This window comes from Nonomuraea diastatica (genome assembly GCF_004349015.1).
Classification (GTDB): Bacteria; Actinomycetota; Actinomycetes; order Streptosporangiales; family Streptosporangiaceae; genus Nonomuraea; species Nonomuraea diastatica.
This window is the reverse complement of the sequence record NZ_SMKP01000001.1, coordinates 16775-38776: the sequence shown is the minus strand read 5'-3', so window position 1 is coordinate 38776 and position 22002 is coordinate 16775. Positions and strand designations below refer to the sequence as shown.

General features: G+C 69.9%; 22 protein-coding genes and 1 tRNA gene. 13 read left to right on the top strand and 10 right to left on the bottom strand.

Annotated elements, in window-relative coordinates:
• Nucleotide 1: 1 nt before the first annotated feature.
• The gene (locus E1294_RS00195; RefSeq protein WP_132503553.1) at nucleotides 2-1189 is read right to left on the bottom strand and encodes a sensor histidine kinase; all 1188 of its coding nucleotides are present in this window, start codon (nucleotides 1187-1189) and stop codon (nucleotides 2-4) included.
• 14 nt (nucleotides 1190-1203) lie between these two features.
• Here E1294_RS00195 and E1294_RS00190 point away from each other — a divergent pair, with 14 nt between their 5' ends.
• The gene (locus E1294_RS00190; RefSeq protein WP_246082723.1) at nucleotides 1204-2235 is read left to right on the top strand and encodes an alpha/beta hydrolase; all 1032 of its coding nucleotides are present in this window, start codon (nucleotides 1204-1206) and stop codon (nucleotides 2233-2235) included.
• 33 nt (nucleotides 2236-2268) lie between these two features.
• On the opposite strand, the gene E1294_RS00185 is transcribed toward E1294_RS00190, so the two are convergent.
• Nucleotides 2269-2340, bottom strand: a tRNA-Gln gene (locus E1294_RS00185).
• Nucleotides 2341-2504: 164 nt separating this feature from the next.
• Here E1294_RS00185 and E1294_RS00180 point away from each other — a divergent pair.
• Nucleotides 2505-4475 (top strand): M3 family metallopeptidase, encoded by a 1971-nt coding sequence (locus E1294_RS00180; RefSeq protein ID WP_132503552.1) that lies wholly within the window; start codon nucleotides 2505-2507, stop codon nucleotides 4473-4475.
• Between the two features lie 191 nt (nucleotides 4476-4666).
• Here the strand turns inward: E1294_RS00180 and gltX are convergent, their stop codons facing one another.
• Both gltX and E1294_RS00170 read right to left on the bottom strand, forming a co-directional pair.
• Nucleotides 4667-5998 carry a glutamate--tRNA ligase gene (gene gltX, locus E1294_RS00175; RefSeq protein WP_246082730.1) on the bottom strand — a complete coding sequence of 444 codons (1332 nt, stop codon included), beginning with the start codon at nucleotides 5996-5998 and terminating at the stop codon, nucleotides 4667-4669.
• 34 nt (nucleotides 5999-6032) lie between these two features.
• A complete protein-coding gene (locus E1294_RS00170; protein ID WP_132503550.1) occupies nucleotides 6033-6809 on the bottom strand; it encodes a fumarylacetoacetate hydrolase family protein in 777 nt (258 codons plus the stop codon).
• A 174-nt stretch (nucleotides 6810-6983) separates the two neighbouring features.
• On the opposite strand from E1294_RS00170, the gene E1294_RS00165 reads away from it, so the two are divergent.
• Genes E1294_RS00165 through E1294_RS00135 form a run of 7 tightly spaced genes read left to right on the top strand, consistent with a single transcriptional unit; the run spans nucleotide 6984 to nucleotide 10123 of the window.
• Complete coding sequence (locus tag E1294_RS00165; RefSeq protein ID WP_132503549.1) at nucleotides 6984-7469, top strand: Asp23/Gls24 family envelope stress response protein; 486 nt, start codon at nucleotides 6984-6986, stop codon at nucleotides 7467-7469.
• Nucleotides 7466-7978, top strand: coding sequence for a hypothetical protein (locus tag E1294_RS55360; protein WP_246082722.1), 513 nt, complete (start codon nucleotides 7466-7468; stop codon nucleotides 7976-7978). Before E1294_RS00165 ends, E1294_RS55360 begins: the two co-directional genes overlap by 4 nt.
• Nucleotides 7975-8163 (top strand): DUF2273 domain-containing protein, encoded by a 189-nt coding sequence (locus E1294_RS00155; protein WP_132334488.1) that lies wholly within the window; start codon nucleotides 7975-7977, stop codon nucleotides 8161-8163. The genes E1294_RS55360 and E1294_RS00155 overlap by 4 nt, the downstream gene beginning before the upstream one ends.
• Complete coding sequence (locus tag E1294_RS00150; RefSeq protein WP_132503548.1) at nucleotides 8160-8546, top strand: Asp23/Gls24 family envelope stress response protein; 387 nt, start codon at nucleotides 8160-8162, stop codon at nucleotides 8544-8546. The genes E1294_RS00155 and E1294_RS00150 overlap by 4 nt, the downstream gene beginning before the upstream one ends.
• Entirely contained in the window at nucleotides 8543-9199 is a 657-nt protein-coding gene (locus tag E1294_RS00145; RefSeq protein WP_132503547.1) for a DUF6286 domain-containing protein, read from the top strand. The genes E1294_RS00150 and E1294_RS00145 overlap by 4 nt, the downstream gene beginning before the upstream one ends.
• On the top strand, nucleotides 9196-9771 hold the full coding sequence (locus E1294_RS00140) for a hypothetical protein (protein ID WP_132503546.1): 576 nt from the start codon (nucleotides 9196-9198) through the stop codon (nucleotides 9769-9771). The genes E1294_RS00145 and E1294_RS00140 overlap by 4 nt, the downstream gene beginning before the upstream one ends.
• Nucleotides 9772-9784: 13 nt before the next feature.
• Nucleotides 9785-10123: an antibiotic biosynthesis monooxygenase family protein gene (locus E1294_RS00135; protein ID WP_220447484.1), complete on the top strand. Its 339-nt coding sequence runs from the start codon at nucleotides 9785-9787 to the stop codon at nucleotides 10121-10123.
• 6 nt (nucleotides 10124-10129) lie between these two features.
• On the opposite strand, the gene E1294_RS00130 is transcribed toward E1294_RS00135, so the two are convergent.
• The gene (locus E1294_RS00130) at nucleotides 10130-10726 is read right to left on the bottom strand and encodes an HD domain-containing protein (protein WP_132503544.1); all 597 of its coding nucleotides are present in this window, start codon (nucleotides 10724-10726) and stop codon (nucleotides 10130-10132) included.
• A gap of 150 nt (nucleotides 10727-10876) precedes the next feature.
• Between E1294_RS00130 and E1294_RS00125 the strand changes: the two genes are divergently transcribed.
• Entirely contained in the window at nucleotides 10877-12541 is a 1665-nt protein-coding gene (locus E1294_RS00125; protein WP_132503543.1) for a heparinase II/III family protein, read from the top strand.
• Between the two features lie 44 nt (nucleotides 12542-12585).
• On the opposite strand, the gene cimA is transcribed toward E1294_RS00125, so the two are convergent.
• Together cimA and E1294_RS00115 are read right to left on the bottom strand one after the other, a co-directional pair.
• Nucleotides 12586-14163 (bottom strand): citramalate synthase, encoded by a 1578-nt coding sequence (cimA, locus tag E1294_RS00120; RefSeq protein WP_132503542.1) that lies wholly within the window; start codon nucleotides 14161-14163, stop codon nucleotides 12586-12588.
• A gap of 227 nt (nucleotides 14164-14390) precedes the next feature.
• Nucleotides 14391-15035: a DsbA family protein gene (locus E1294_RS00115; RefSeq protein WP_132503541.1), complete on the bottom strand. Its 645-nt coding sequence runs from the start codon at nucleotides 15033-15035 to the stop codon at nucleotides 14391-14393.
• A gap of 56 nt (nucleotides 15036-15091) precedes the next feature.
• Between E1294_RS00115 and E1294_RS00110 the strand changes: the two genes are divergently transcribed.
• A complete protein-coding gene (locus E1294_RS00110) occupies nucleotides 15092-15736 on the top strand; it encodes an O-methyltransferase (protein WP_132503540.1) in 645 nt (214 codons plus the stop codon).
• Between the two features lie 78 nt (nucleotides 15737-15814).
• Nucleotides 15815-16354, top strand: coding sequence for a Uma2 family endonuclease (locus E1294_RS00105; protein ID WP_132503539.1), 540 nt, complete (start codon nucleotides 15815-15817; stop codon nucleotides 16352-16354).
• 33 nt (nucleotides 16355-16387) lie between these two features.
• Here the strand turns inward: E1294_RS00105 and E1294_RS00100 are convergent, their stop codons facing one another.
• From E1294_RS00100 to serA, 3 genes are all read right to left on the bottom strand, one after another.
• Nucleotides 16388-17485, bottom strand: a complete 1098-nt coding sequence (locus E1294_RS00100; protein WP_132503538.1) for a branched-chain amino acid aminotransferase — start codon at nucleotides 17483-17485, stop codon at nucleotides 16388-16390.
• A gap of 231 nt (nucleotides 17486-17716) precedes the next feature.
• Nucleotides 17717-18754, bottom strand: coding sequence for a 3-isopropylmalate dehydrogenase (locus E1294_RS00095; RefSeq protein WP_132503537.1), 1038 nt, complete (start codon nucleotides 18752-18754; stop codon nucleotides 17717-17719).
• A gap of 546 nt (nucleotides 18755-19300) precedes the next feature.
• Nucleotides 19301-20890, bottom strand: coding sequence for a phosphoglycerate dehydrogenase (gene serA / locus E1294_RS00090; RefSeq protein WP_132503536.1), 1590 nt, complete (start codon nucleotides 20888-20890; stop codon nucleotides 19301-19303).
• 242 nt (nucleotides 20891-21132) lie between these two features.
• Here serA and E1294_RS00085 point away from each other — a divergent pair, with 242 nt between their 5' ends.
• Nucleotides 21133-21987 carry a hypothetical protein gene (locus E1294_RS00085; RefSeq protein ID WP_132503535.1) on the top strand — a complete coding sequence of 285 codons (855 nt, stop codon included), beginning with the start codon at nucleotides 21133-21135 and terminating at the stop codon, nucleotides 21985-21987.
• Nucleotides 21988-22002: the final 15 nt, after the last annotated feature.

Below are 22002 nucleotides of genomic sequence, written 5' to 3'. Positions count from 1 at the left end.
GTCAACGTGGATCATCCTTCCCCCGCGGGATGGCGGGCACGGACACGGCGACGGCCGTGCCCTGGCCGGGCTCGGACTCGATCGCCAGCGTGCCGCCCACGCCGCGCGCCCGCTGACGCATGCCGTCGAGGCCGAACCCGTCAGCGGGCGTCTGCGGGTCGAAGCCGGCTCCATCGTCCCGGATGTCGAGAAGCACGGATTCGTCGGTGTAGGAGAGCGTGAGGGCCGTTCTGGTGGCGCGTGCGTGCTTGGCGACGTTGGCCAGCGCCTCCTGGGCGACGCGGAACAGCGCCGCCTCCACGTCGGCGGCCAGCGCGACCGGGGTGCCGGTGATCTCCAGGGCGAGGCCGACGCCCGACGACTCGGACCAGGATCGGGCCATGCGGTCGACGGCCTCGGGCAGCCGGGAGTCCTCCAGCTGCTCGGGGCGTAGGGCGCGCACGGACCTGCGGGCCTCGGACAGGCTGCGGCGGGCCAGTTCGGCGGCCTGGTCGAGGTGGCGGCGGGCGGGGCCGTCGGAGACGCGGGCGGCGGCGTGGAGCCGGCCGATCAGCGCGACGAGGTCCTGGGCGACCGTGTCGTGGATCTCACCGGCCATGCGGTGCCGCTCGTCCAGCACGCCGGCGCTCCTGGCCCGGTCGAGCAGGCGGGCGTTCAGCTCGGCGTTCTCCTCCATGGCGGCGCGCAGCCGCTCGACCAGGCGGCGGCGTTTGTCGTGCTCCGCGGAGACGTACCAGCCGGCGATGGCCAGCGGCAGGGCCACGGCGGCGATCACGCTGAGCTGGGAGCCACGGGCGCCAGGGCTCGCCTGCGCCGCCACGCTGACCACGGCGGTCACCGTCACGCCCAGCATGACCAGCCGGGCGGGCAACATCCCGATGGCGAGCGGGTAGCCGACCGAGGCGAACACCATGAAGGCGGCGTGTCCGGCGGCCAGGGCCCCGGCGAGGGCGATGAGCACCAGGTAGTGGCCCACGACGAGCACGCGGTGCGTGTCGCGGCGCGAATGGAGCCAGGCGATCGGCGCCAGCCACACGGCGGCGGCCGGCACGAGCACGGGCCAGCCGGGCATCCACGCCGGGGCGGGGCCGTCGCCGCCCATGACGGCGGCCGCGATCGCGGAGACCGCGAGCAGTGCGTAGGCGAGCGCCAGAAAGACCCAGCGCTCACGCCCGTCGAGCCGGCTCATGGGTCAAGCCTGGCATGACATCAACCGATCGGTGGATGCCGGGCGTCGACCGCACGTCGAGCCTGGCGGGCGATGTGCGGGCCGGCGCGCTCGGGGAGCATCGCCTCATGAGCAATCCGAGCAGACGAAAGATGTTCCAGTACGCCGCGGTCGCGGGTGCGAGCGCCGCCACCGCAACGGCCGGCGCCACGATCGCGCCCAAGCGTGAGGAGGTGACCACGTTCGTCTTCGTGACCGGCGCGAACGGCACGGCCTCGGCCGATGCGGAGCTGACGATGCGCGGCCACCGTTCCGTCGGCGTGAACCTGCCCGGGCACGGCCCCGCCGAGCAGTTCACCCGCGCCTACCAGACGCCGCAGGACATGAACAAGCTGGCCACGATGCCGTCGCCGGTGGCGGGCGTGACGCTGGACGACTACGTCGAGGCGACGGTGGACACCGTGCGCAGGGTCTCCGAGTACGGGCCGGTGATCCTGGTCGGCGGCAGCCTGGGCGGCGCGGCGATCACGAAGGCGGCCGACGAGGTGCCCGACCTGATCGACCGGCTCGTCTACGACACGGCCTACTGCTGCACCAACCTGAAGTCGCCGGCCGAGTATCTGGAGACGCCCGAGGGCAAGCCGAGCCTGTCGGGCAACATCGTGCCCGGCGTGATCGCCGACCCCCGGGTGATCAAGGCGATCCGCGTCAACTGGCGCACGAACGACAAGAAGTTCCTGGACGGCGTCAAGGCGGCGTACATGGCCGAGGCCGGCGATGGCGAGTTTCTCGCCATGCTGAACTCGCTGCTGCCCGACGAGTCCATGCAGGTGCCGAACGCCGACGGCCGGGGGCACAAGGACAAGTGGGGGCGGGTGCCCCGTGTCTACATCAGGCACTCGCGTGACCGGGTGATCCCGATCGCGCTGCAGGACCGGATGATCAGGGAGGCGGACGCCGCGACGCCGAAGAACAGGTTCAAGGTCTTCACGGTGAACACCTCGCATGCGCCGACCGCCAAGGCGTATCAGCAGATCACCGAAATTCTGCACCGGCTGGCGAAATAAAAAGGACGCCTCACGGGAAGGCGTCCATCAATGCTGGGGTACCAGGACTCGAACCTAGACTAACTGAACCAGAATCAGTCGTGCTGCCAATTACACCATACCCCACCGTGGCGAACCCTCTGGGGCGCGCTCCGGCGATGTCCGAAAGAATAGCCCAGCCAGAGGGGTAAGACCAAAACGAACGGCCAACCCGTCCTCCGCCGCCTGCGGCACCGGCCCGGTCATGCCAAGCTGAAGGGGACAAAACACCACGTGGAGGAGCCCGAGCGTTGGCCGAGAATCCGTTCTTCGCCCCTAGTGATCTGCCCTACCAGCTGCCGCGGTTCGCGGACGTTCGCGAGGAGCACTACGTGCCCGCTTTCGAGCGGGGCATGGTCGAGCAACTGGCCGAGGTCGACGCGATCGCCGGCAGCCCAGAGCCGCCGACCTTCGACAACACGATCGCCGCACTCGAACGATCGGGGCGGATCCTCGATCGCACGGCCACGACCTTCTTCAGCATCGCCGCCTCCAACTCCACCGACGGCATCATGGGGATCGAGAAGCAGATCTCCTCTCAGCTGACCAGGCACAGCGACGCGATCCGGCTCAACCGGGCGTTGTGGGCGCGCATCAAGCGGGTGGCCACGGACGACCCGGAGGAGTCCTGGCTGCTGGAGAAATACCGCGACGACTTCATCAGGGCCGGCGCCGACCTGTCGGAGACCGAGCAGGGCCGGCTGCGCGAGCTCAACGAGGAGTTGTCGAAGCTCTCCACGGAGTTCGCGCAGAGCCTGCTGAAGGCGTCGACCAAGTCGGCGCTGGTGGTGACGGACCGCAAGGAGCTCGACGGCCTTGACGAGGCCAAGATCGAGTCGCTGCGCAAGGACGACGGCACGTACGCCCTGCCGCTGCTGAACTTCACCAACCAGCCGGGCCTCGCCCAGCTGACCAACCGTGACGTACGCCGCAGGCTGTACGACCTGAGCGTGGGCCGGGCGCCGGGCAACTTCGGCCGGGCCACCAGGATGGCGGCGCTGCGCGCCGAGCGGGCGGCGCTGCTCGGCTTCCCCGACCACGCCGCCTACACGGTGGCCGACCAGACCGCCAAGACCGTCGAGGCGGTCGAGGAGATGCTCGGCCAGCTCGTCGGCCCGGCCGTGCGCAACGCGTACAAGGAGGCGGAGGCGCTGGCCGAGCAGGCCGGATTCGCGATCGAGCCGTGGGACTGGTCGTACTACGCGGAGAAGGTCCGCCAGGCCCGCTACGACTTCGACGGCGCCGCGATGCGGCCCTACTTCGAGCTGGGCCGGGTCTATCGCGACGGCATCTTCTTCGCCGCCGGCAAGCTGTACGGGATCACCTTCACCGAGCGGCCCGACCTGAGCGGTTACCACCCCGACGTGACCGTCTTCGAGGTGTTCGACGAGGACGGGAGCGGGCTGGGGCTGTTCGTGCTCGACCCGTACGCCAGGGCGGGCAAGCGCGGCGGCGCGTGGATGAACAACCTGGTCGACCAGTCGTTCCTGTTCGGGCAGCTGCCCGTGGTGATGAACAACCTCAACGTCACCAAGCCCGCCTCGGGGCCGACGCTGCTGACGTACGACGAGGTCAACACGGCCTTCCACGAGTTCGGCCACGCGCTGCACGGGCTGTTCTCCCACGTGCGCTACCCGCGCGTGTCCGGCACCAGCGTGCCCCGCGACTTCGTGGAATATCCGTCGCAGGTCAACGAGATGTGGGTGACCTGGCCCGACGTCCTGGCCAACTATGCCAAGCACCACGAGACGGGCGAGCCCATGCCGGCGGAGCTGGTGGAGAAACTGACGGCGGCGGAGAAGTTCAACCAGGGCTTCAAGACTGTCGAGTATCTGGCCGCCACGCTGCTCGACTGGGCCTGGCACAGGCTGCCGCCGGGAGAGACCGTCGACGACCCCGAGGCGTTCGAGGCCGCCGCCCTGGAGGCCGCTCAGGTCGCCGTGCCGCTGATCAAACCGCGTTACCGTACGAACTACTTCGCGCACATCTTCGCCGGCGGCTACAGCGCCGGCTACTACTCCTACATCTGGAGCGAGGTGCTCGACGCGGAGAGCGTGGAGTGGTTCAAGGAGAACGGCGGGCTCACCAGGGCGAACGGAGACCATTTCCGCCGTGAGCTGCTCTCCAGGGGCGGGAGCATCGACCCGCTGACCGCGTTCCGCAACTTCCGCGGCCGCGAGCCGAGCATCCAGCCGCTGCTCGCCCGCCGCGGGCTCGTCTAGCCGAGGCGCGCAGTGGGCCTGACCGTCTCGGCGGCCCACTGCGCGCCTCGCGTTCCGGCTCCGATCCCCGGGCCGCGCGGGCGGCGCCGAGGCCCCGGGCGGCCGGTGCCCTGGGGCAGCCGGTGCCCTGGGGCAACCGGTGCCGCCGGGGCCGGGGGCCCGCTGGGCCCGCCGGGGGCTCTGCGCCGCCGTCAGCCTCGCAGGCGCGCTAGTGCGGCGCGCAGGCGCTCCTGGCTGCGCTCGCGGCCGAGCACCTCGATCGACTCGAACAGCGGCAGGCCCACCGTCCGGCCCGTGATCGCCACGCGCACAGGGGCCTGGGCCTTGCCCAGCTTGAGCCCCTGGGCCGCGCCGACCTCCTCCAGCGCCTGCTTCAGCGACTCAGGGTCCCAGCTCACCGGCTCAAGGCGGTCGAGATAGCCGGTGAGGATCTCCAGCGGGGAGTTCTTCATCGCTTTGTCCCAGGACGCCTGGTCGAAGACCGGCTCTTCGAGGAAGAGGAAGTCGACGTTCTGCCGGATCTCCGACAGCACCGCGATGCGGGTCTGCGCCAGCGCGGCGACCCTGCTGAACAGCTCGTGGTCCCACGACGGGTCGAGGAAGGGCTCGCAGCGCTCCTCGAAGACCTCCAGCGGCAGCGCACGGATGTATTCGCCGTTGAACGCCCGCAGCTTCTTCTCGTCGAAGAACGCGTTGGACGGGTTGACGTCCTCCAGGCTGAACAACTGCACCATCTCCGACCACGGCATGATCTCGCGGTCGTCCCCCGGGCCCCAGCCGAGCAGCATGAGGTAGTTGACCATGGCCTCGGCGAGGTAGCCCTCCTGGCGGTAATCCTCCAGGGCCACCTTGTCGCGGCGCTTGGAGAGCTTTTTCCGCTGTTCGTTGACGATGACCGGCAGGTGCGCCCAGACCGGCGGCGTCGCGCCGAGCGCGGGCCACAGAAGCTCCTGCCGGGCCGCGTTGGGCAGGTGCTCCTCGCCGCGGGCGACGTGGGTGATGGACTGCGTGATGTCGTCGACGGCGTTGGCCAGCACGTAGAGAGGCGAACCGTCGCTGCGCGCGATCACGAAGTCTTCCTGGGCTTTGTTGGGGAACTCGACCCTGCCCCTGACGACGTCGTCGACGACCGTGACGCCCTCGTCGGGGGTGCGGAAGCGGACCGCGCCGGCGGCGAGCCCGCGCTCGCGGCAGTGGCCGTCATAGCCCTTGTCCTTCGAGCCGGTGCGCTCCTGCACCTGCTCACGGGTGCAGTCGCAGTGGTAGGCCTTGCCGTCGGCCAGCAGCTTGGCCACCGCCTCGCGGTGTTGCGGCTCGTTGGCCGACTGGAAGTAGGGGCCCTCGAACACCGGGTTGGTGCCGTTGATGCCGAGCCAGTCGAGCGCCGCGATGATGCCCTCGGTCCACTCGGGCCGGTTGCGGGAGGCGTCGGTGTCCTCGATGCGCAGGATGAACCGCCCCTGGGCGCGTTCGGCGACCGCCCAGTTGAACAGCGCGGCGCGGGCGCTGCCCACATGGAACATGCCGGTAGGGGAAGGGGCGAACCGCACCCGTACGTCAGTCACGGGATACCACCTTGTTCGTGAGTGTGCCGATGCCTTCGATGCCGACGCTGACCTCGTCGCCGATCTCGAGCGGGCCGACGCCGGCCGGGGTGCCGGTCAGGATGACGTCGCCGGGGATCAGTGTCATGACCGCGCTGACGTAGGCCACCAGCGCAGGGATGTCGTGGATGAGCTGGCTGGTGCGCCCGCTCTGCCGGATCTCGCCGTTGACCGTGGTCGTCAACGCGAGGTCGGCCGCGTCGAGGTCGGTCTGGATCCACGGCCCGAGCGGGCAGAACGTGTCGAAACCCTTGGCCCTGGTGAACTGCACGTCCTTCTTCTGCAGGTCACGGGCGGTGACGTCGTTGGCGCACGTGTAGCCGAAGATGACGTCCTTGACCCGCTCGACCGGCACCTCGCGGCAGAGCCGGCCGATCACCACGGCCAGCTCGCCTTCGTAGTCGACGCGGTCGGACAGCGTCGTCGGGTAGGCGATGTCCTCGCCGTGGCCGATCACGGAGGTGGACGGCTTCATGAAGATGAGCGGCTCATCGGGCACCTGGTTGCCCAGCTCAGCCGCGTGCTCGGCGTAGTTTCTGCCGATGGCGACCACTTTGCTCGGCAACATCGGGGCCAGCAGCTTCACCTGGGCCAGCGGGAACCGCTCGCCGGTGAACTGCACCTGGCCGAACGGGTGACCGGCGACCATGGAGACGAATTCCTCGCCCGGACCGCCTTCGACCACGCCGAACGACACGCCTTCGCCTGTGGAGAACCTCGCTATACGCACCCGACAAGGCTATCGCCGCCGCCGGTGGAGTCCGCCCATCTCGGCCGTCCGCCACCAGGCACAGGCCAGGATTCGCCGTCAAATAAGCCAAAAGTCCGTTTTGGCGGGTATCAGTCGTGTGCTGTGGGTTAGCTGCCTCTGATAGCGACACATCGGGGGCGACAGATGGACACGATGTCAAACACAGGGACGGGTGCCGTACCGCGGGCGCGGACTCATGAGGGCGGCTCGGCCACCTCATTGGTCACCGACAAGGGCACCACGAGCATCGACGACGGGGTGGTCGCCAAGATCGCCGGACTCGCGGCGCGCGAGGTGTCCGGCGTGCACGCCATGGGCGCGGGCGCGGCGCGGGCGTTCGGCAGCATGAAGGGGATCGTCGGCGGGGACACCAGCCTGTCCCAGGGCGTGTCGGTCGAGGTCGGCGAACGGCAGGCCGCGGTGGACCTGGACCTGGTGGCCGACTACGGCACCGCGATCCCGGACCTGGCCGCGGCCGTGCGGCGCAACGTGATCGCGGCGATCGAGCGGATGTGCGGGCTGGAGGTGACCGAGGTCAACATCCGCGTCGACGACGTCCACCTGCCCGGCCAGGAGCGGGGCAAGGACCGGGACACCGGCGAGCAGCGGGACACGGAGCAGGAACCCAGGGTCCAATGACCACTCCGGAGGACGGCCCCGACGACGGCCCGAGACCCGGCCGGCCGGAGGAGCCGGGCACGGAGCCCGCCCCTAGGCCCGCCACCGCCGCAGCCGACCCCGGTGACCGGGACCGGGAGCAGCCCGGCACGAAGCCCGACCCTGGCCCCGCCACCGCAGCCGGTGCCTGGCCGGCCGGTGCCGAGTCGGCCCGTACTGGGCCGGCCGGTGCCGGGTCTGACGGCGATCGAGACGGGGGCGGCCAGGCGCGGCTGATCGCTCAGCGGGTACGGGCCTGCTCGGGCGTGATCGGGTTGTCCGGGGGGCCGTTCGGGACGGTGGCCACGTACATGCCGGGCGAACGGCTCCTGGGCGTGTCGGTCAATGACCGCGAGGTGGAGATCGCCATCGTCGCCAGGATGGACCGCCCGCTGCCGGAGACCGCCGAAGAGGTACGGCAGGCCGTGGCGGACCTGGCCGACGGCCGCAGGGTGAACGTGCGTATCGACGACATCGTGGAGGAACCATGAACAACGCCCACTGGCCGACGCTGATCGGCCTGGCCGTCGGCATCATCCTCGGCCTGACGGCGGCGTTCGGCGGGCTGACCGCGTTCCTGCTCGTCCTAGTGCTCGGCGCGGCCGGCTTCGTCGTCGGCCGGGTCGTCGAGACCGGCGAGGTGAACCTGTCGAGCCTGTCCACGAGGCGGAGATGACCGACGTCACGCCGGCGGAGGGCACGGCCACCGTGACGGTGCCCGCGCAGCGCCGCGCTCCGCAGCCGCCGCCGGAGGGGCGGGGCCGCACCGAGGTCGCGGACCAGGTGGTGCTCAAGATCGCGTGTGTCGCGGCCGCGGAGGTTCCGGACGTGCGCGAGGTGCACACCAGGACCGCGCCGTGGGGGCGTTCGTCGAGCGCCGAGGTGCGGGGCGGCCGGGCCACCATCCGCCTGCACGTGGGGATCGCCTACCCGGTGCAGTTGCGCGTCGTGGCCGCCCGGCTGCGGGAGCACGTGAGCCGCCGCGTCGCCGTGCAGACCGGGCTGGAGGTCAGCCGACTCGACGTGATCGTGACCGACCTGGGCGGTGGACCGCGATGACCACGCAGGAGATGTGCACCGTACCTCCCGACGACGAGGGTGGCGCGCACCGGGCCGAGCCGCCGCGGCGGGTCGGCACAGGAGACAGCACCGCCCGCAGAACCGCCGACAGGGCGGCGGTGCGGGCGTTCCGGCCGCGGCGCAGGATCCCCGCCATCGTGGTGAGCGTCCTGCTCACGCTCCTCGGTCTGCTCGTCGCCGCCGAGACGATCTCGGGGCTCGTCGGCCGGCCGCTGCGCCTGGTGCCCTACGACGGGATGCTCTCGTGGGCGTCCGCGACGCCGTGGTCGGATCCGCTGTTCCTGCTCTCCTCGGCCGTGGTGACGCTGCTCGGGCTGGCCCTGCTGGCGGTCGCGCTGGTGCCGGGACGGCCGAGCATGGTGCCCGCGCGCAGCGGCGACCCCGGCCTGGTCATCGGCCTGCGGACCAGGACCGTCACCAAAGCCCTCGCCCACGCGGCCGAGGAGGTGCCTGGCGTGCACGCGGCGCGCGCCAGGATGCGCGGGCACACGGTCGTCGTCACGGCGGCCACGTCCGGGTGGGACAAGGAACGTTTCGGCGAGGAGGTGCGCGACGCCGTGCTGACCCGGCTCGCGGCGCTGGAGCCCGTGGAGCCGTACCGGGTGGTCGTGAACGTCAAGGAGTCCAGATGAGGGGGAAGATCGGCCGGGCCAACCGGTGGGGGCTGGCGCTGGTCGGGCTGGTGCTGACGGTGCTGGGCGGTCTCGCGCTGGCCCGCGGGCTGGGCGCGTTCGGCACGGCCGGCACTCCGATCGCGGACGGCGGCGTGCGCGGGTTCTTCGCGCGTACCAGCCCGTGGAGTTGGTGGGTCGTCGCGGTCGTGGCCCTCGCCGTCGCGCTGTCGGCGCTGTGGTGGTTGCTCGCGCAGGCGCGCGCGGAGCCGCGCGGCCCGCTGCGCGTCGAGTCGGGGCCGACGGGGGTGACCGAGGTGTCGCCCGGCGGCATGGCGCAGGCGGTGGCCGACGACGTCGCGTCGGGCCCGTCCGTGCTGAGCGCCCACGCCGACCTCGTGGACGCGCGCGGCGCCCCCTCCGTACGGCTGCGCGTGGTCGCCGACGAGTCGGCCCCGCTGCACGAGCTCAGCGGGCACCTGTCCGCGGTGGTGCTGCGGCACGTACGCGACGCGCTGGAGCGGGATCAGGTACCGGCGATCGCCCGCGTTAGCCTGGAACCCTCACCTTCGCCGCACCGGGTGGTGCGCTGACGAGAGGGGCTCTGTGGTGTCCGTCGTGAAGATCAACGTGCTGACCGTGCCCGCCGACATGCGTACGGAGCTGGAACAACGGTTCTCGAAGCGGGCAGGGATGGTGGAGTCGGCCGACGGGTTCGAGTGGTTCGAGTTGCTCAGGCCGGTGGAGGGCACCGAGCGCTATCTCGTCTACACCCGCTGGCGCAGCGAGGAGGACTTCCAGAACTGGCAGCAGGGCCAGGCGTTCCAGCGCGGGCACGCCCAGGCCGCGCAGGGGCAGGGGCACGGCCACGGGCAGGGCCCCGCGGCGACCGGCTCGGAGGTGTGGTCGTTCGAGGTGGCGGAGAGCGCCAGCCCGAAGGGCTGAGCACGCTCAGGCGTCGAGCGGGTTGCGCGCGATGCGGTCGATGATGCCGTCGCGGACGAACCCGCCGGCGAAGCTCGACGGCTTGCGCGCGCCCTGGTCGGCGATGCACGCACTGAACTCCTTGGCGATCTCCAGCCGCGGGTGGCGCGCCAGCACCTCGGCGCGCACCCCCTCGGGGAGCTCGTCGGTGCGCCGGCCCGAGATGTCCATGCCGGTCGAGAGCTCCAGTAGGTGTCCCTCCGGGTCGTCCTCCACCGGCACCTCGGCCCACATGTGCCGGATGATCACCTCGGCCGCGCGTTCCCTGCGCTCCGGCGACCAGCCGGCGCCGGCGCAGAAGGCCCAGGCCACGTGCCCGCCCGCCTCTTCGTACGGCACCGTGTGGCTGTCGTACTCGGCGACCAGGCCGATGTCGTGCAGCATGGCCGCCACGTACAACAGCTCGGCGTCGAAGGCGATGGAGTGCGCCTGGCCGTGGGCGGCGGCGAACAGGTAGGCGCGGATCGAGTGGTTGAGCAGCGAGGGCGTGTGGTAGCGCGTGGCCACTTCGAGCGCGCCGCGGCAGGCGGGCGTGTCGGGGATCACCAGGTCGTCGAATCTCACGGCACCAGCATCTCCTTCCCGCGCCGGCTCCGCCAGCCGGGGCACCGGCGCCACATCGAGCGGCTAACGAATCGGACACTCGGCTTGACCCGGTGATCGCGAGAGCGAAAGCATGTGCCGCCCTCATTGTTCTGTCCGGAAGGAACTGGCGTGCGCCGGTTTGCGTTACCTCTTGCCCTCACGCTCACCCTCGGCGGGTTAGCCGGCCCCGCTCAGGCCGGCGCTCAGACCGGAGTCCAGGCCAGTGCTCAGGCCGACGGGGTGACCCGCACCGCGGAGTGCCAAGGCGACTGGCTGCCCGGCACGCCCACGGCCACCGACGTCATGAAAGGTGAGATCTCGCTGGTCGGGTTGCCCGCGTACAAGATCGGCAAGAAGATCGACTGGTCGGGCAGCCCGTACAAGAACCGCTCGTGGGAGTACGTGTTCCAGTCGCTGCGCTGGATGGGCACGCTGGTCGTCGAGTACGAGAACACCGGCGAGCAACGCTACCTGGATCGTGCCACCGAGATCACCAAGGACTGGGTGGCGAAGAACAAACGAGGGGCGCGCGGCACGAAGCCGTACGTGTGGAAGGACCACCCGGTCTCGCTGCGCACGCAGCCGCTGCTCTGCCTGAGCCGGCACGTCGACGCCGGCTGGCTGAAGGACAGCCTGGCCGACCACGCCAAGCTCCTGTCGGACTCCCGGCTGTACAAGAAGGGCCACAACCACGGCATCGACCAGGACATCGCGCTCCTGGGTATCGGCTGCAGGTACGGCCGCACGGACTGGGCGAACCTGGCCTCCCGCCGGCTGACCGGCACCGTGAAGCTCGACGTCGACAGCCAGGGCGCGCTCATGGAGCAGGCCCCGCGCTACGCGGTCTACGTGTACGGCCGGCTCCAGGTCGCGACGGCCGGCATGAAGGCGTGCAAGCGGAAGGTGCCCGGCGAGATCACCAAGCGGGCCGAGGCGCTGAAGGACTTCATCGCCCACTCGACCATGCCCAACGGCTACATGGTGCCCATCGGCGACGGCAGCGCCGACACCGAGCCGAAGATGGACGTGGGGACGCCGAAGCAGGAGGTCAGGACCTACCGCGCCGGTTACGTCTTCGGGCGCACGGCCTGGGGCGAGCGGGATTCGGCGTACTACTCGATCCGGTTCGGGCCCGGCATGAAGTACCACGGCCACGAGGACCACCTGGGCGTGACGTACTACGCGAAGGGGCGCGACATCCTGGTGGACGGCGGGTTCCACTCGTACGAGAAGAGCGCCTACCGCTACTGGACGCTCTCCCCCGAGGCGCACAACGTGCCCACGGTGGTGGGCGGCAAGTTCCGGCCCCGCACGCCGAGCAAGCTCGTCAAGACGTCCTACGGCAAGGACCGGCAGGCGTTCAGGCTGACGGACAAGGCGTACGGCGCGAGCCGTACCAGGTCGGTGCTGGTGAACCACGGCGACGACCTGATGGCGGTGCTGGACACCGCCTCCGGCGGCAAGAAGGTCAGGAACGTGTGGCGTTTCGACCCGTCGCTGAAGCTGGTCTCGAAGGGCGGCGGCACGGTGGTGCTGGGCGACGGGAACTTCAAGGTCACGCTGCTGCAGTTGTCGTCGTGCGACCGGGCCGGCGGGCAGAAGGTGGAGCGCGGCGGCAAGCTGGGCTGGGTGTCGCCGACGTACCTGTCGAAGAAGCGCACGAACGTCGTGGTGTCGTCGTCGGCCAGGTCGCTGCTGACGGTGATCGTGCCGGGCACCGACTCGCCGAAGGTGTCGTGCTCCGGCGGGAAGGTCACGGTCGAGGGCGTGTCGTTCCCCTCCGACCTGTTCTAGCGGCGGGCGCAGGGAGCCCCGGGCTCCCTGCGCCGCTCAGGCCGTCAGGAGACCTCCCTGCCCGCGCGGAGCAGGCCGTACGTCACCGCCTGCTCCAGAGCCTGCCACGAGGCGTCGATGATGTTCTCCGCCACCCCGACCGTGGCCCATTCGGAGGTCTCGTCGCTGGAGGTGATGAGGACCCGCGTGATGGCGTCGGTGCCGTGGGTGCCTTCGAGGATGCGGACCTTGTAGTCGACCAGCTCCAGCTTCGCCAGCTCGGGGTAGAGCTGCTCCAGGCCCAGGCGCACCGCCTTGTCCAGGGCGTTGACGGGGCCGTTGCCCTCGCCGGTGGCGACGATGCGCTCGCCCTTGGCGTGCAGCTTGACGGTGGCCTCGCTGACCAGCTCACCGCCCTTCGTGCGCTCGACGATGACGCGCCAGGACTCGACCTCGAAGTGCCGCCTGCGGGAACCGTGCAGGGTGTCGCGCAGCAGCAGCTCGAACGACGCGTCGGCGGCCTCGAACGTGAAGCCCTTGGACTCGAGGTCCTTGACCCGCTCGACGAGGGTCTTGGTGGTGTCGGGGGTCAGCTCGTAGCCCAGCTCCCTGCCCTTGAGCTCGACCGAGGCCCGGCCCGCCATGTCGGAGACGAGCATGCGCATGTCATTGCCGACGGCGGCGGGGTCGATGTGCTGGTAGAGGTTGGGGTCGACCTTGATGGCGCTGGCGTGCAGGCCGGCCTTGTGGGCGAAGGCTGACGTGCCGACGTAGGGGGCGTGGGAGTTGGGCGTGACGTTGGTGACCTCGGTGATCGCGTGGGCGATGCGGGTCATGTCGGCCAGCGCCTCCTGCGGCACCAGGTCGAAGCCGCGTTTGAGCTGGAGGTTGGCCACGACGGTGAAGAGGTTGGCGTTGCCGGAGCGCTCGCCGTAGCCGTTGGCGCAACCCTGCACGTGGGTGGCGCCGGCCTTGACCGCGGCCAGGGTGTTGGCGACGGCGCAGCCCGTGTCGTCGTGGCAGTGAATGCCGACGCGGGCGCTGGTCTGGACGGCCTCATGGACGATCTCGGCGAGCTCGTCGGGGAGCATGCCGCCGTTGGTGTCGCACAGGGCGATGACGTCGGCCCCGGCCTCGGCGGCGGTCCTGATGACCTCCAGCGCGTAGGCTGGGTTGGACGTGTAGCCGTCGAAGAAGTGCTCGGCGTCGAGGAAGACTCGCTGTCCCTCCGCACGAAGGTGAGAGACCGTGTCGCGGATCATCGCGAGGTTCTCCTGGAGAGTCGTGCGGAGGGCCAGCTCCACGTGCCGGTCGTGGCTCTTGGCGACAAGGGTCACGACCGGCGCGGCGGATTCGCGCAAAGCGGCCACCAAGGGGTCGTCGGCTGCCTTCACACCGGCCCGGCGGGTCGCGCCGAACGCGGCTAGTTGCGCGTGTTTCAGGTCGAGCTCTGTTCGAGCCTGCCTGAAGAACTCTGTGTCCTTGGGATTGGCGCCCGGCCAGCCCCCTTCGATGAAGCCCACGCCCAGGCCGTCCAGATGCCGCGCGACGGCGATCTTGTCGGCGACGGTGAGGTTGAGCCCCTCCTGTTGCGCGCCGTCACGCAGCGTCGTGTCGTATACGTGGAAGCGGTCGTCGGCCATGGGTGTTCTCTTCTCTCCGGAAGGCCCGCGCTGGGTGTGGTCGTTTCTGGAAAACAAAAAGACCCCTCACGGACGTGAGAGGTCTGCGCGCTGGCGGTGTCCTTTGTCAGCCAGCGCGCCTGCCGATAATGAGCAGACCGTAGAACATGATGCTCACCAGTCTGCCATACGGATTCACCATCTGGCACGCGGGTCTCACCGAGTGGACATCCGTGTCGTGCGGGGCGTCACACGGCGACGCCGTCGCCACCGGTGATGGCGTGTTCGAGTGCCGCCGCGTCGAACACCTCGTTGCCCAGCATCCGCCCGTCGAGCAGCACGGTGGGCGTGCCCTGGATGCGCGCCTTCGCCGTCTGCTCCAGGTGCGCCTTCGCGTACGACTGCGACCTGATGCACTCGTCCACCGCCGCCCCGGCCTTCCTGGCCGCGCCGGCCAGTTCCCCGACGGTGAACCCTGAGGCCACGCCGTGCGGCGCGGGCTGCATGGCGTACAGCTGGTCTCTGAAGGCCAGCCAGTTGTCCTCGGGGACGCAGCGGGCGGCCGCGGCGGCGCGGATGGAGTTGGAGCGCATGGGCTCGGCCCTGAAGATCGTCACCGGATGGAAGACGATCTTGACCTTGCCCTCCCTCGCCAGGCGCTGAAGCGTGTCGTCCACGCTGTCGTGCATCTTCTTGCACACGGGGCAGTCGAAGTCCTCGTACAGATCGAGCACGGGAGCCTGGCTCGACCGGTCCGCCAGGACCATGGACCCGTCCACCTGCCGGGTCAGCCGCACCTCGCCGGACGACACGCCCGGCTCCGCGAACGCCAGCACCCCGATAACGGCGATCACCGCGCACGCGACCGCCACCGCCACCAACCGCTTCACCATGCCACTCTCATCTCGTTGATCGCGCAGACCCTATCGGAAACAGAAACAATGGCGGCATGAAGGCATACCTCCTTGACCCTGTCATCGCGCGATACGTATTCGAGCACAGCACGCCGCCCGATCCTCTGCTGGAGAGGCTGGAGAAGGAGTCGGCGGAGGCGACCGGAGAAGACGCGGTCAAGCAGATCTCACCCGACCAGGGCGGCTTCCTCACCATGATCACCCAGATCATGGCGCCCAAGGTGGCCGTGGAGGTGGGGACGTTCACCGGCTACTCGTCCGTGTGCATCGCCCGCGGGTTGTCCGGCGGGCGGCTGCACTGCTTCGACGTGAGCGAGGAGTGGACGTCCATGGCGCGCCGCTACTGGCAGGAGGCCGGCGTCGCCGACCGGGTGACGCTCACCCTCGGACCCGCCCTGGAGACGCTCGCCGCGTTCGACGAGACGATCGACCTGGCCTTCCTCGACGCCGACAAGGGAAACTACCCCGGCTACTACGAGCTGCTCATCACCCGCATGCGGCCCGGCGGGCTGCTCGTCGTGGACAACACGCTGCGCCGGGGGCACGTCGCCGATCCTGGGCGCGACGAGGCCACGACCGTGGACATCCGACGGTTCAACGACCTGGTGATCAAGGATCCGCGGGTGACGGTGTACATGCTGCCCGTCGCGGACGGGATGACCATGATCAGAAAGAGATAGCCGTACCACGGAATCGCCGCCCGGCGGAGGCGCCAGGCCCTACGCTTGGTGATCTCGTGACTACAAGAGGACGGCGGCATGGTCAGGCCACTCGAAGAGCGTTTCCGCACGGCCCGCGACTTGTTTCCCGAATATCGGGTGGAGACGGTCAAGGGCCGCATCGTGGTGAACGAGTCCGGCACCTGGCAGCACAACACGATCCTCTTCCGGCTGCTGCTGCAGCTGACCGGCGCTGCGGCCGGGCGGGGCTGGGAGATCTGGCCCAACATCACCGTCTATCTCGGCGAACACGCCGACCGGTACGTCCCCGACCTGACCGTGGTGCCGGCCGCTCCGAGGATGCACGAGGAGCACGCCGTGCACGGCGACGCGACGTTGCTGCTGGCCGACGTCGTCTCGGCTGGCAGCGGCTATGACGACTATTACGTCAAGCCCTGCGGCTACGCCCCCGCCAGGGTGCCGCTCTACCTGGTGATCGACCCGTTCCAGCGGTCGGTCAAGCTCTTCTGCGACCCCTCCGGCGGGGCCTACGCCACGGAGATCGTGGTGGCCGCGGGCGAGCCGCTGCCGCTGCCCGATCCGTGGGGGCTGGCCGTCGACACATCGCGGCTGATGTGACCCCCGGGAGCGCCGCCCCCGGGGATCACCCGGCTAGACGATCTTGTGCACCCAGTGGTGGGAGTCGGGGCGGGAGCCGTACTGGATGCCGACCAGTTCGTCACGCACCCGCATGGTGACCGGCCCGGGGGCGCCGTCGGCCACCGTCCAGGAACGGTCGGCACCCCCGACGGTGCCGACCGGCGTCACCACGGCCGCCGTCCCGCACGCGAACACCTCCGTGAGCTCGCCCGACTCGCAGCCCGCCTGCCATTCCTCGACCGAGACGAGCCGCTCCTCAGTCTCCAGGCCGAGGTCGCCGGCCAGGTGCAGGATCGAGTCCCGGGTGATGCCGGGCAGCAGGGTGCCGGTCAGCGCGGGGGTGACGAGCTTGTCGCCGACGACGAAGAACAGGTTCATTCCGCCCATCTCCTCGACGTACCTGTGCTCGTGGGCGTCCAGCCACACCACCTGGTCGCAGCCGTTCTCGACCGCCTGCCGCTGCGCCACGAACGCGGCCGCGTAGTTGCCGCCGCACTTCGCGAAGCCGGTGCCACCGGGGGCGGCGCGGGTGTACTCGGTCGAGAGCCAGACCGAGACGGGCTTGAGTCCGCCGGTGAAGTAGGAGGCCGCGGGAGAGGCGATGACCATGTACTTGTAGGACTTGGACGGGTAGTTGACGCCGAGCCCCGCCTGCGTGGCGATCATGAAGGGCCGCAGGTAGAGGCTGTGGCCCTCGGTGGTCGGCACCCACTCCCTGTCGGTCTGCACGAGAAGCTCCAGCGATTCGACGAACGTCTCCTCGGGCAGCTCGGGCATGGCCATGCGGGCCGCGGAGCGGTTGAAGCGGCCCGCGTTCGCGTACGGGCGGAAGGTCACGATCGAGCCCGTGGCCTGCCGGTAGGCCTTGAGCCCCTCGAACAGCTCCTGGGCGTAGTGGAAGACCGACGTGGCCGGGTCCAGGGAGAGCGGCCCGTACGGCATGAGCCGGGCGTCGTGCCAGCCCTCGCCCTCGGTGTAGTCGATCGAGATCATGTGGTCGGTGAAGGTCTGCCCGAAACCGGGGTTCGCCAGTACCTGCTCCCGCTCGGCCGCGGTGCGAGCGTGGTCGGATAGCTGCACGTCGAAGCTGAGCTTCCGAGCGATGGTCATGACGGCGGTCCTTTTCTCTGCGAATCTACGAAACGTGCGGTGACCGCGAACGGCCGGGGGGCCGCGGAGGTGCGGTGTCGAGCGGAGCCACCCGGAAAGGGCAGCCCGTACTTCCTATTGTCTCGCTATATGGGATGGCAAGCGGCCGTTGGGATGGTTAGGCCGTCGGCACGCGAAAAAGCGCCTGGCGGTCCGTGTCGGATCGCCAGGCGCTCGCGGGGCTAGGCGGTCCTAGCCGGATACTCGTGCGGTGATGTCGTCACCGATCTCGTGGGTGCCGCGACCGGGACGCCGCTCGACGATGTCGGCGGCGACCGCCTGCTCGACCCTGGCCGCCTCCGTGTGCAGGCCGAGGTGGTCGAGGAGCATGGCGACGGACAGGATGGTCGCGGTCGGGTCGGCCTTGCCCTGCCCGGCGATGTCGGGGGCGCTGCCGTGCACCGGCTCGAACATGCTGGGCGCGGTGCGCTCGGGGTTGATGTTGCCGCTGGCCGCCAGGCCGATGCCGCCGGCGATGGCCGCGCCGAGGTCGGTGATGATGTCGCCGAACAGGTTGTCGGTGACGACCACGTCGAACCGCTCGGGCTGGCTCACGAAGAACATCGAGGCCGCGTCGATGTGGGCGTAGTCGGTGGCGACCTCGGGGTATTCGCCGGCCACGCGGTCGACCGTGCGCTGCCACAGGTCGCCGGCGTAGGTGAGGACGTTGGTCTTGTGGACCAGGGTGAGCTTCTTGCGCGGCCGCGACCGCGCCTTCTCGAACGCGTAGCGCACCACGCGCTCGACGCCGTGGGCGGTGTTGAGCGACTCCTGCGTGGCGATCTCGTGAAGGGTGCCGCGCCGCATGACGCCGCCGGTGCCGGCGTAGAGGCCTTCGGTGCCCTCACGGACGACGATCATGTCGATGTCGTCGGCCGACGAGCCGGCCAGCGGGCTCGGCACGCCGGGGAACAGCTTGACCGGGCGGAGGTTGACGTAGTGGTCGAACGCGAAGCGGAGCCGCAGCAGCAGGTCGCGCTCGAGGACGCCGGGCGGCACGCTGGGGTCGCCGACCGCGCCGAGCAGGATCGCGTCGTAACCGCGCAGCTCCTCGAGCACCGCGTCGGGCAGAGTCTCGCCGGTGCGGTGATAGCGGGCTGCCCCCAGGTCGTAGTGGGTGGGCTCGATCTTGGTGCCCACGGCCTCCAGGACCTTGAGTCCTTCGGCCACGACCTCGGCGCCGATGCCGTCACCCGGAATGACGGCCAAGCGGATGTTACGCGACTCCATGGGTGGTTACCTTACCGGCTCGTCTCGTCTGACGAACACATCATCTCAGCTTGCGGACGTTTCGGGCGGTCTGGGACACGCGCGGACGTCGCGCCCCGGCCACATCCGGGCGCTAGTGGCCGGAACCCTGCGGAGCGCCGCCGTTGTCCCTGCGGTCCAGCGCGGTCTGCACGGCCTCGGCGGCCTCGTCGTCGTGCTCTTCCGCACGGTTCCAGGCATACATCTCGTACATGTGACTCATCTCATTTCGCGGATGCGTTCCGATGGAAAGCCGGACTCCGGTCACGAATCCGGGCGAGTCTGCTCTCGTGGTCCGGGGTCACGGACTGGAGGAAGGGTCTTAACGGCCGACACAGCGCCACTCACCGCGGCGAGTCGTCGACCTGCCCTAACAGGCCCCGCCGCGGCAGGTAATAAGTACGAGCACCTGGCGCATCTCCGCTACAGTACCTCAGCCGTCTCGTTGGACGTCCTAGCATCTTGCATGCTGAGACACACGAGGCCGCCGCCCCAGGCGGGGCGGCGGCCTCGTGTGACAGGGAAGGGTCAGTCCTCCAGGTCGACCGAGCGGCCGCTCTCGGCGCCGATCTCGGCCACGATCTGGTCGACCACGTCGGCCGGGATCGCGGTGTCGACGGTCAGCGCGATGAGCGCCTTGCCGCCCTTGACCGACCTGGCCACCTGCATCGAGGCGATGTTGATGCCGTGCTCGCCGAGGAGGCGGCCGACCACGCCCACGATGCCGGGACGGTCGGTGTAGGTGAAGAACGACAGGTGGGCCGTTGGCTCGATCTCCATCTCGTAGCCGTTGACCTCGACGATCTTCGTGATCTGGCGAGGGCCGGAGAGCGTGCCCGACACCGAGACGTGGCGGCCGTCGGCCAGCACGCCCCGCACGGTCACCACGTTGCGCCAGTCGGGGCTCTCCGAGCTGGTCACCAGCTCGACGTTCATGCCGCGGTCCTTGGCCAGCAGCGGCGCGTTGACGTAGGTGACCTGCTCCTCGATCACGTCGGCGAACACGCCCTTCAGCGCGGCCAGCTCGATGACCCGGACGTCCTGCGCGGCGATCTCGCCGCGCACCTCGACGTCGAGCTTGGTGGCGACCTCACCGGCCAGCGCGGTGAACACCCGGCCCAGCTTCTCGGCCAGCGGCAGGCCCGGCTTGACGTCCTCGGCCACCACGCCGCCCTGGACGTTGACGGCGTCGGGCACGAACTCGCCCGCCAGCGCCAGCTTCACGCTCCGCGCGACCTGGGTGCCGGCCTTCTCCTGGGCCTCATGGGTGGAGGCGCCCAGGTGCGGCGTGGCGACGACCTGGTCGAGCTCGAACAGCGGGCTGTCGGTGCACGGCTCCTTGGCGTAGACGTCGAGGCCCGCCCCGGCGACCCGCCCTTCCTTGATCGCGGCGTAGAGCGCGGCCTCGTCGATGATGCCGCCGCGGGCGACGTTGATGATGCGCACGGAGGGCTTGACCTCGTGCAGTTCCTTGTCGCCGATGAGACCGACGGTCTCCTTGGTCTTCGGCGGATGCAGCGTGATGAAGTCGGACTTCTTCAGCAGCTCATCGAAGCCGACCAGCTTGACACCCAGCTGCGCGGCGCGGGCCGGTGGCAGGTAGGGGTCATAGGCGAGGATCTCGACACCGAACGGCAGCAGTCGCTGCGCCACGAGCTGGCCGATCTTGCCGAAGCCGACGATGCCGACGATCTTCTCGTCGAGCTCGACACCGGTGTATTTCGACCGCTTCCACTCGCCGTTCTTCAGCGCGGCGTGCGCCTGGGCCGTGTTGCGCGCGCTGCCCAGGATGAGCGCGATGGTCTGCTCGGCGGCGCTGGTGATGTTGGAGGTCGGCGCGTTGACGACCATGACACCGGCCTTGGTGGCGGCCTCGACGTCGACGTTGTCGAGGCCGACGCCGGCGCGGGCGACCACGCGTAGCTTCGGCGCCGCGGCGATGGCCTCGGCGTCGACCTTCGTGGCGGAGCGGACGATCAGGGCGTCCACGCCGGCGAGTGCGGGCAGCAGCTGGGAACGGTCGGCGCCGTCGGTGTGGCGGACCTCGAAATCAGCGCCGAGCACGGCGAGGCCGGCCTCGGACAGCTCCTCTGCGACCAGAACGACGGGCTTGTTCACGGGTGTGGATCCTCCGGGACAGGCGGGCTTCGGGGGCCTCGTCACGCGTCCGGCCCCCGACGGTCCCACAGAGTCTAACGGTCGCTTGTGAACGCGTTCACGAGGGACCCATGATGTGAGACAGGGGCGGCCGTACCCACCCAGCGCCAAACTCATCCATATCGCGGCCGTCTTTGTCTTGATCGGGAGATTTCTTCGCCATTAGCCTGATAAGCCGTGGCCGACTACCTATGGTTCGTCATATGAGCATCGGGAATCCTGCGCTTGCCGACGTGCTCGCCCAGCATGGCACCCCCCATCGCCTGCTGGGCGCTCTCGCCGACGGTGGAGTCCTGGTGGCAGTACGAACAGACCGTTCGGTCGTCCTGGGGACGACACAAGCCGGTGACCGGGTCCTGCTCGGCTACACCGGCCCTGCCACCTATGCCCGGCACCGCGGCAGCCATTCCCTGTCGGCGTGTGACGCCGACACCATCCTGGACATCCAGCGCGTCACCGGCGTGCGGGAGATCGTGATCGACGCGGCCGGACCAGCCGCCGCGGCCGTGCCCATCGACGACCTCCAGCGCTTCCTCACCTCGACGCGCAGCGGTCCGACGCCCGTACTGTCGGGAGCGGCGCCCGCCGCCTACGCGACGGGCGCCATGGCCACCGTCTCGCGCGGTGCCGCGCTGGCCCAGGCCGCACCCCCCTCCACGCAGGTGCCCGCGTTCCCGTGGGTGCCCGCGCCCCGGCCGCACCTGTCGGGGCCCATGCAGCAGGTGGACCCCGGCTACCGGCGGTGCACGCACCCGATCCTGCCCGCGCTGCGGCAGGCGATCGCGCAACTGCTCATGGACTTCCCGCTCGTGCACCACGTGTGGATCTCCGAGGCGCGCACCGCGTCGGGAGCTCCCGGGATCATGCTGCACGTGAAGGTGCACATGTCCGCCGCCGAGGACGTCGTACGCGACCTGCACCGCCTGGTGCGGGCCCGGCTGCCGCAGTTCGCGGCGTCCGGCGCGCCGATCCTCATGGCCAGGGTGGCCGACACGCACAGTGAACGCCGGATGATCGAGATCGGCGCGCACGTGGTGTGCGCCGACGTCCGCGACTGACCCACGTGCGCGGCG

What these genes read in the sequence shown, in the direction of transcription:
- E1294_RS00195 (WP_132503553.1), bottom strand. Translation starts at nt 1,189, where the DNA reads ATGAGCCGGCTCGACGGGCGTGAGCGCTGGGTCTTTCTGGCGCTCGCC.
- E1294_RS00190 (WP_246082723.1), top strand. Translation starts at nt 1,204, where the DNA reads ATGACATCAACCGATCGGTGGATGCCGGGCGTCGACCGCACGTCGAGC.
- gltX (WP_246082730.1), bottom strand. Translation starts at nt 5,998, where the DNA reads ATGTTCCATGTGGGCAGCGCCCGCGCCGCGCTGTTCAACTGGGCGGTC.
- E1294_RS00165 (WP_132503549.1), top strand. Translation starts at nt 6,984, where the DNA reads ATGTCAAACACAGGGACGGGTGCCGTACCGCGGGCGCGGACTCATGAG.
- E1294_RS55360 (WP_246082722.1), top strand. Translation starts at nt 7,466, where the DNA reads ATGACCACTCCGGAGGACGGCCCCGACGACGGCCCGAGACCCGGCCGG.
- E1294_RS00155 (WP_132334488.1), top strand. Translation starts at nt 7,975, where the DNA reads ATGAACAACGCCCACTGGCCGACGCTGATCGGCCTGGCCGTCGGCATC.
- E1294_RS00150 (WP_132503548.1), top strand. Translation starts at nt 8,160, where the DNA reads ATGACCGACGTCACGCCGGCGGAGGGCACGGCCACCGTGACGGTGCCC.
- E1294_RS00145 (WP_132503547.1), top strand. Translation starts at nt 8,543, where the DNA reads ATGACCACGCAGGAGATGTGCACCGTACCTCCCGACGACGAGGGTGGC.
- E1294_RS00140 (WP_132503546.1), top strand. Translation starts at nt 9,196, where the DNA reads ATGAGGGGGAAGATCGGCCGGGCCAACCGGTGGGGGCTGGCGCTGGTC.
- cimA (WP_132503542.1), bottom strand. Translation starts at nt 14,163, where the DNA reads ATGGCCGACGACCGCTTCCACGTATACGACACGACGCTGCGTGACGGC.
- E1294_RS00115 (WP_132503541.1), bottom strand. Translation starts at nt 15,035, where the DNA reads ATGGTGAAGCGGTTGGTGGCGGTGGCGGTCGCGTGCGCGGTGATCGCC.
- E1294_RS00110 (WP_132503540.1), top strand. Translation starts at nt 15,092, where the DNA reads ATGAAGGCATACCTCCTTGACCCTGTCATCGCGCGATACGTATTCGAG.
- E1294_RS00105 (WP_132503539.1), top strand. Translation starts at nt 15,815, where the DNA reads ATGGTCAGGCCACTCGAAGAGCGTTTCCGCACGGCCCGCGACTTGTTT.
- E1294_RS00100 (WP_132503538.1), bottom strand. Translation starts at nt 17,485, where the DNA reads ATGACCATCGCTCGGAAGCTCAGCTTCGACGTGCAGCTATCCGACCAC.
- E1294_RS00095 (WP_132503537.1), bottom strand. Translation starts at nt 18,754, where the DNA reads ATGGAGTCGCGTAACATCCGCTTGGCCGTCATTCCGGGTGACGGCATC.
- E1294_RS00085 (WP_132503535.1), top strand. Translation starts at nt 21,133, where the DNA reads ATGAGCATCGGGAATCCTGCGCTTGCCGACGTGCTCGCCCAGCATGGC.